At 69.0% G+C, this 6,391-nt stretch carries 10 protein-coding genes; 3 read left to right on the top strand and 7 right to left on the bottom strand.

All coding sequences use genetic code 11. From position 1 onward, the window contains the following. The 5 genes from OZ671_RS28255 to OZ671_RS28235 form a co-directional block, all read right to left on the bottom strand. On the bottom strand, nucleotides 1-527 hold a 527-nt coding region (locus OZ671_RS28255), incomplete at its 3' end, for an HdeD family acid-resistance protein (RefSeq protein ID WP_268863804.1). A gap of 101 nt (nucleotides 528-628) precedes the next feature. Continuing rightward, nucleotides 629-1,381 (bottom strand): M15 family metallopeptidase, encoded by a 753-nt coding sequence (locus tag OZ671_RS28250; protein ID WP_268863803.1) that lies wholly within the window; start codon nucleotides 1,379-1,381, stop codon nucleotides 629-631. Nucleotides 1,382-1,430: 49 nt separating this feature from the next. Next, on the bottom strand, nucleotides 1,431-1,805 hold the full coding sequence (locus tag OZ671_RS28245; RefSeq protein ID WP_268863802.1) for a DUF4087 domain-containing protein: 375 nt from the start codon (nucleotides 1,803-1,805) through the stop codon (nucleotides 1,431-1,433). Beyond that, on the bottom strand, nucleotides 1,805-2,665 hold the full coding sequence (locus tag OZ671_RS28240; RefSeq protein ID WP_268863801.1) for a peptidoglycan recognition protein family protein: 861 nt from the start codon (nucleotides 2,663-2,665) through the stop codon (nucleotides 1,805-1,807). The genes OZ671_RS28245 and OZ671_RS28240 overlap by 1 nt, the downstream gene beginning before the upstream one ends. Continuing rightward, nucleotides 2,662-3,390, bottom strand: coding sequence for a TerB family tellurite resistance protein (locus OZ671_RS28235; protein WP_268863800.1), 729 nt, complete (start codon nucleotides 3,388-3,390; stop codon nucleotides 2,662-2,664). The genes OZ671_RS28240 and OZ671_RS28235 overlap by 4 nt, the downstream gene beginning before the upstream one ends. Nucleotides 3,391-3,516: 126 nt before the next feature. Here OZ671_RS28235 and OZ671_RS28230 point away from each other — a divergent pair, with 126 nt between their 5' ends. The 3 genes from OZ671_RS28230 (at nucleotide 3,517) to OZ671_RS28220 (ending at nucleotide 4,967) form a co-directional block, all read left to right on the top strand. Next, nucleotides 3,517-4,083 carry a DUF4337 domain-containing protein gene (locus OZ671_RS28230; protein WP_038304474.1) on the top strand — a complete coding sequence of 189 codons (567 nt, stop codon included), beginning with the start codon at nucleotides 3,517-3,519 and terminating at the stop codon, nucleotides 4,081-4,083. Nucleotides 4,084-4,123: 40 nt separating this feature from the next. Further along, a complete protein-coding gene (locus tag OZ671_RS28225) occupies nucleotides 4,124-4,465 on the top strand; it encodes a DHCW motif cupin fold protein (protein ID WP_268863799.1) in 342 nt (113 codons plus the stop codon). Between the two features lie 133 nt (nucleotides 4,466-4,598). Then, nucleotides 4,599-4,967 carry a hypothetical protein gene (locus OZ671_RS28220; RefSeq protein WP_268863798.1) on the top strand — a complete coding sequence of 123 codons (369 nt, stop codon included), beginning with the start codon at nucleotides 4,599-4,601 and terminating at the stop codon, nucleotides 4,965-4,967. 33 nt (nucleotides 4,968-5,000) lie between these two features. Here the strand turns inward: OZ671_RS28220 and OZ671_RS28215 are convergent, their stop codons facing one another. Together OZ671_RS28215 and OZ671_RS28210 are read right to left on the bottom strand one after the other, a co-directional pair. Next, nucleotides 5,001-5,612: a GNAT family N-acetyltransferase gene (locus tag OZ671_RS28215; protein WP_268863797.1), complete on the bottom strand. Its 612-nt coding sequence runs from the start codon at nucleotides 5,610-5,612 to the stop codon at nucleotides 5,001-5,003. Nucleotides 5,613-5,760: 148 nt separating this feature from the next. After that, on the bottom strand, nucleotides 5,761-6,330 hold the full coding sequence (locus OZ671_RS28210; RefSeq protein WP_442957136.1) for a hypothetical protein: 570 nt from the start codon (nucleotides 6,328-6,330) through the stop codon (nucleotides 5,761-5,763). Between the last annotated feature and the right edge of the window lie 61 nt (nucleotides 6,331-6,391).

Here is a 6,391-nt window from a genome sequence, read left to right as displayed (position 1 = left end):
CAGCCCTGGAAGATCAGCTCGATCGCCAGGAAGGTGCCGAGCACCCAGATCGACGACATCGGCCATTGCGCGACGATGAGCGCGCCGAGCACCAGCGAGAGCAGGCCGGAGATCAGCACCCAGACCCAGACCGGGGACGGCCGGACCTGGAAGGCCATGATGATGCGCAGGATGCCGACCGCGATCAGCGCCGAGCCGGCGAGCAGGGTGAGCGCGGCGAGCGCCGAGATCGGATTATAAAAAACCAGCGCGCCGGTGATGATGTAGAGCAGGGCCACCAGGAGCATCAGGACGCGGCTCTTCCAGCCCTCGCGGCGGAACGCGTCGGCCGCCAGCACGCCGCCGCCGACCAGCATCATCGCGCCGAACGACAGGGCGCTGGCAATGCTGAACAGGAAGGTCAGCACCAGGCCGACCATGCCGAGCAGGATCAGGATAATGCCGGCGCCCATCAGCCAGCCCCAGTTGCGGCGGAGCGGAATGAGGTGGGAGCCAAGGGAATGTCCGGTGTGCGCAGTCTCTGTCATAGGAAACTCTCCCGGTTATGCAGGCTCAGAATGCGCGTTCCGGGGCCAAAGTCCAGGCATGGCACGGTCGCCGTAGGTAAGATGTTCCCGTTTTTAAGGCCTCAACGCTGCGGCCGTGCGACAATCGGAAAGTCGAAGGAGCCTGTCGGAAACGGCTCGTCGCGGAGCTGGAAATGCCACCATTCGCGCGCGTAGCCGCGAAAGCCATGGCGGCTCATGACATCGCGCAGCAGCAGCCGGTTGGCACGGGCGCTCGCGCCGATCCGTCCATCGGCCAGGGCCGACCGGGGGTCGAAACAGTCGAAGGCGGTGCCGAAGTCGAGCGTGCCCTCATCCACCCTTTGGCCTGCCGGCGCCGTGCAGGGGCCCTCGCCGCGCCGGCCCGCGGGGGCATTCCGGGCGCCAAGGCCGAGATCGACGGTCGAGCCGCGCGCATGGGTCGACCGGGCGCCAATATAGCCCTCGGCGACGAGCCGGCGCCTGTCGACCGCCGGATGGAAGACAGGCGCCATCCCACTATCGGCGCCGCCGCGGCTCCAGGCCATGAAATCGGCCACCGCGCGGGCCGGCCGGTAGCAGTCCCAGACGACGAGCGTCAGGCCGCGGCCGGCAAGCTCGGCCTGGGCGGCGGCGAGCGCCCGCGCGGCAGGCTCCGTCAGAATGCATTCGCCGGCGCGATAGCCCATCGCAGGCCGGCCGAGAAAATTGAAGCTGCCGGCATAACGGATGTCCTGGCGGATCGTCGGATCGACGGCTGCGAGGTACACGAAACCCGGCGGCAGGCCAGCGGTCTCCGCCTGCAAGGGGGTGCCAGCCGCCAGCAGCGCCAGGAGCATCGCAACGAGACGCGCCATGCCGGGCCTCACCGCAACAGATCCCGCGCCCGTCATTGCGGCAGAGCGCTCAATCGGGCTTCGGCAAGGCCGCATCGGCCCGGCAGACGGCGAGAGGGCGCTGGGAAAAGCCGTGGATGCGGCTCACCCGCCCGTTGCGGCGATCGACATCGACCTCGGCGCAGCCGCAGCCATAGCCATAGGCGGGGCGATTGGTGACCACCCATTCGGACTGAGTCAGATCGGGGATGAGCGCCAGTCCAGGCGCCTGGTAACCGCCTTGCGTGCCGATCGTCCATTCGCCCTCGCCGTCGAACAGCCACCAGTTGGCCGGCGTCGGGTTGTGGATCCAGCCGCAGCGCCTTTCGCGCGCCCCCGCCGTGCCGGCCGCGCCGAGAGCGGCCATCACGGCCAGAAGCGACAGCGCGGCCATGGCCCGAACCATCAGTCCGCCCCCTGCTCCGGCCGGCGCCGCTCGAGCAGCGCCCGCAAGGTCGCCAGGGTCGAGCCGTCGGCAATGCCATCGACCTTGTCCTGGCGCCAGTGGCGCTGGAAGGCGGTCACCACCGCTTGCGTCAGGCCGTCATAGACGCCGGTCACGGCAATGCCGTAGCCCAGCATGGCGAACAGCGCCTGGATCGCCTGGATCGGCGGGCCTTCCTCGCCGGGCCCGTAGGCCTTGCCGCCGGTGATTGGCACGGCCGGCACCCAGAGGCCGAGGCCTTCGGCGGCCAGCCGCTCCCAGGGGAAGAACTCGCCGGGGTCCTGCTTGCGCAGCGGCGCGACGTCGGAATGGCCGAGCACCCGGTGCGGCGCGATGCCCAGGCGGGCGACGATGTCGCCGGCCAGCGCGACGACGGCGGCGACCTGCGCCTCGGGAAAGGGGCGATAGCCGAATTCGTGGCCGGGATTGACGATCTCGATGCCGATCGAGCGGGAGTTGAGATCCTCCCGCCCCTCCCAGGACCCGGCGCCGGCGTGCCAGGCCCGCCGCGCCTCGGCGACGCATTGGACGATCTCGCCGTCTTCGAACACGACGTAATGGGCCGATACGCGCGGCGGGCTCGGATCGCACAGCCGGTGCAGCGCCGAAAGTCCGTCGCGCATGCCGGTATAGTGCAGGATCAGCATGTCGGCCTGGCTGACGCCCTTGCGGCAGTCGTGATTGGGGGATGCCGAGAGCGAAGCGACCAGCGGCGAATCCGGGCGCTCGACCGGCACCGCCGCCTCGCCGGCATCGGCCAGCGGCTCGCGCACGAGATCCGGCCGCAGCCCCTCACGATCCTTGCCGTCTTCGCCGCTCATGCAAATCCCCGCGCCTTGCGCAAGGTGTCATAGGCGGCGTTTATTGCTGCAATCTTCGCGGTGGCGAGCGAAATCATTTCAGCCGGCACGCCGCGCGCGATCAGCTTGTCGGGATGATGCTCGGTGACGAGGGCGCGCCAGCGCGTCTTGATCGTCTCGTTGGAGGCGTCGGGTGGAACGCCCAGCACACGATAGGGGTCCGCGCCGCCGCCGACGACATGCCGGGCCTTGACGCTTTCGAACTCGGCCTCGCTCAGGCCGAAGATCGTGGCGACCTCGGCGAGATAGGCCAGCTCGGCCTCGTGCACGGCGCCGTCGGCCGTGGCGATGCCGAACAGGCCGTCGAGCAGGTCCTCGAGTGTCTTCGGCTCGTCCTTCAGGAGATCGCGCAGCTGCCGGGCATAGGCGTCGAAACCGGCGACGCTCTGCTTGGCGAGATCGAACAGCGCGACGACGCGCGGTTCGTCCTCCGGCGCGATCCTGACCAGCCGGCGGAAGGCATCGACCTCGTTGCAGGTAATGACGCCGTCGGCCTTGGCCATCTTGGCCGCGAGCGCCACCAGGCCGACGGTGAAGGCGATGGTCTCGCGCGGCGGCCGCGCCTCGGGCGCGAGCAGGCCCTCGTCGAGGAGGAAATGCCCCGCGAGCGTGCCGACAAGGGCGCCGATCGGCCCGCCGAGTGCGAAGCCGGCAGCGGCGCCGCCCAGTTTTCCCCAGATTGTCATGAGCGTTCTTTAGGCTCTCCGGGCGTCAAGGCAAAGGGCAAGCGGCAAAAGGCCGCTTCCCCTTGCGCGACACCTTACGAAACGGCACACGGTTGCCTCGTCCTTGGTCCTTTTGAGGAATCACCCATGTCCGGCGGACACGGCCACATCGAAGGTTCGAACAAGAAGATCGCCCTGCTGATCGCCGTCATGGCACTGCTGCTCGCGCTCGCCGAAACGGCGGCGAAGAGCGCGCAGACCGACGCGATCAACGCCAATGTCGAAGCCTCCAACCTCTGGGCCTTCTTCCAGGCCAAGACGATCCGGATGACCACGGTGCGCACCGCCGCCGAGGACATGACGGTAACGCGCAACGCGCTGACCGACGAAGCCGCCAAGGCGGCGATGACGCGCCAGATCGAGGCCTGGCAGGCCACCGCCCAGCGCTGGGACAGCGAGCCGGAAACCCGCGAGGGCCGGCGCGAGCTTTCGGCCCGGGCGATCGCCGCGGAGGCCAAGCGCGACAAGAAATACAAGGCCTATCACGATTTCGAGGTGGCCTCGGCGGCGTTCCAGATCGGCATCGTGCTCGCCTCCGCGACCGTCATCACCGGCGCCTTCGCGCTCGCCTGGCTCGCCGGCGGCCTCGGCCTGATCGGCGTCGGCTTCATGGCCATTGCGCTGTTCGCGCCGGGGACGATCCATCTGTTCTGACCTATCCTGGCGGCGCCCTGTCCCCTTGCGAGGTGCCGCCATGCGCATGACCGACATTGCCTTCAATACCGTCGCCTGGTCGGAGGTCGAGCCGACCCGGCATGCCGGCGAAGCCGGCCACGCCCTGTGGCGCACGCGCACTTTCGGCCCGGCGGACAATCCGATCCGGGTCCGGCTCGTCGACTATTCGCCAGGCTATGTCTCCGACCACTGGTGCTCGAAGGGCCATGTCCTGTTCTGCCTGGAGGGCGAACTGGAGACGACGCTCGCCGACGGCCGCGTCTTCATGCTGACGCCGGGAATGAGCTACCAGGTGGCCGACAATGCCGAAGCACATCGCTCGCGCGCGCCGAAGGGCGCGCGGCTCTTCATCGTCGACTGAGGCGGCGCCGGCAGGCCTCCGTCATCATACTTTCTTCCTAATACTTTCGTATAAGGACTCTCCCGATCTTGCAGGCGATGCTGCAGCGCAGCATGCTTGTCCCCGGCAAATGGTCTGGCCGACGAGGACTGCAATGGATCGGATCAGGGAACTGTCATTCGCCTGGGCGGCCCGCGAGACGGGCCTCGCCGTGCTCGCCGTCATCGGCGTGATGTTCACCCTCGCCGACAGCCCGCTCATGGCGCTGAAGGCGGGGGCGATCGGCTTCACGCTGGTCGCCGCCGTGCTGATGGTGCGGGCCGACCGCGCCCCGACGCGCGAGGTGGAATGCACCGAGGTCTGGAACGGCCTGAAGCGCGACGAACGCCCGCCCCGCCAGGTCGCCCGCCAGTTGATCGGCAAGGCCAACCGGGAGGCGGCCTCGACCTTCGGCTGGTACACGGCGGGCACCGCCGTGGCCCTGTGGATCACCGAGATCGGCGTGGCGGTGTCAGGACTCTGACGGGATCCCCCGGGCCGCTGCGGGCCGCTCGCGTCAACCGAGCGGATCGCCCTTGATCATCGCGAACAAAAGGTGGTCCATCCAGGTGCCGTTGATGCACAGATATTCGCGCGCGAGCCCCTCACGCGTGAAGCCGACACGCTCCAGGAGCGCGACCGAGGCGGTGTTGTGCGGCACGCAGGCCGCCTCGATGCGCCGAAAGCCGAGCGGCCCGAAGACATAGGGGATCAGCGTGCGCACGCCGGCGCTCATATAACCCTGGCCGGCAAAGACCTCGCCCATCCAGTAACCGAGCGAGACCGTCTGGGCGACGCCGCGCCGGACATTGGTGAGCGTGATGCCGCCGACCACCGCGTCATCGGAATTGCGGTGGATCAACACCGCATAGCCCTGGTCCTCGCGCCAGTCCTGCCGATAGCGCGCGACCCGCCGCCGGAAGGCTTGGCGTGTCAGATCGTCCGCCGGCCAGGCCGGCTCCCAGGGCACCAGGAAGGTGCGGCTCGCCCCGCGCAGCTCTGCCCAGGCTTCGTAGTCGCTCATGTCGGGCACGCGCAGCGTCACCTTCGGTCCGACGATCGGCTCCGGCGGATCGTAGGCCAGGCCCACGGCACGCAGCAGCAGGAGACGGCCGGGAGAGGTGTTCATGCAGCGGGGCGCTCTGTCGCGAGTCTCATCGTCTTCCGTCTTAAGAATGCCTCTCCGCCGCCGCACGGTCGAGAGTGAATTGCAAGGCGGCCCACCCCCGGGCACGCGCGAAAGGCGGCATGGCGCCGGTTCGGCCGGCCCATGCGGGCTAACCGGCCGCGAGCCAGTTCGGCCCGCGGCCGCCGAACGTGAGACGCGCCAGCGGCTGGCGCGCATCGCTGCGGATCAGCGCGATGAGGCGGCGGCCGTAGAGGAGATGATTGCGGGACTGGCATTCGATGATGTCGAGCAGGACGGTCGCCGTCCTGGGCTCGGCGGCCATCAGAGCGTCGAAGCCGTCGATCGCAACGACCAGCCCGCCGCTGCCGCTGAAGCTCGGCGGATCGCGAAAACCGTCGTTCAGGGCGTCGAGATTGCCGGTCCAGGGTGCATAACCGAACTGCTCGCGCCATTTCAGCCCCGCCGAGAGCTCCCGGCGAAACCCGTCGAGCGTTTCGAAGCGGAGGAAGATCTCGGCATAGTCGAGCGCCCGCAACCGCGCGCGGCAGGCATCGAACAGGGCGCGGTCCGAAACCATGGTGACGGCGGCGATCCGCAGCAGCGCGAGATCGGCCCGCGACGCATCGCCGGGCAGGCGGAAGACCGGATCGCGGCGTGCCGCCATGTCAGCGGCCCGCCCGCAGCGCGGCGCGCCGAGCCGCCTTTCCGTCATGGGCACGCGCAGGCATCGTGCCGAGAGCTCCCCGGCACCGCCGCCATGCGGCCGATCGTCCCATAGA

It is taken from the genome of Phreatobacter sp. AB_2022a, from assembly GCF_026847585.1.
Classification (GTDB): Bacteria; Pseudomonadota; Alphaproteobacteria; order Rhizobiales; family Phreatobacteraceae; genus Phreatobacter.
This window is presented reverse-complemented; position numbering and strand designations above follow the sequence as displayed.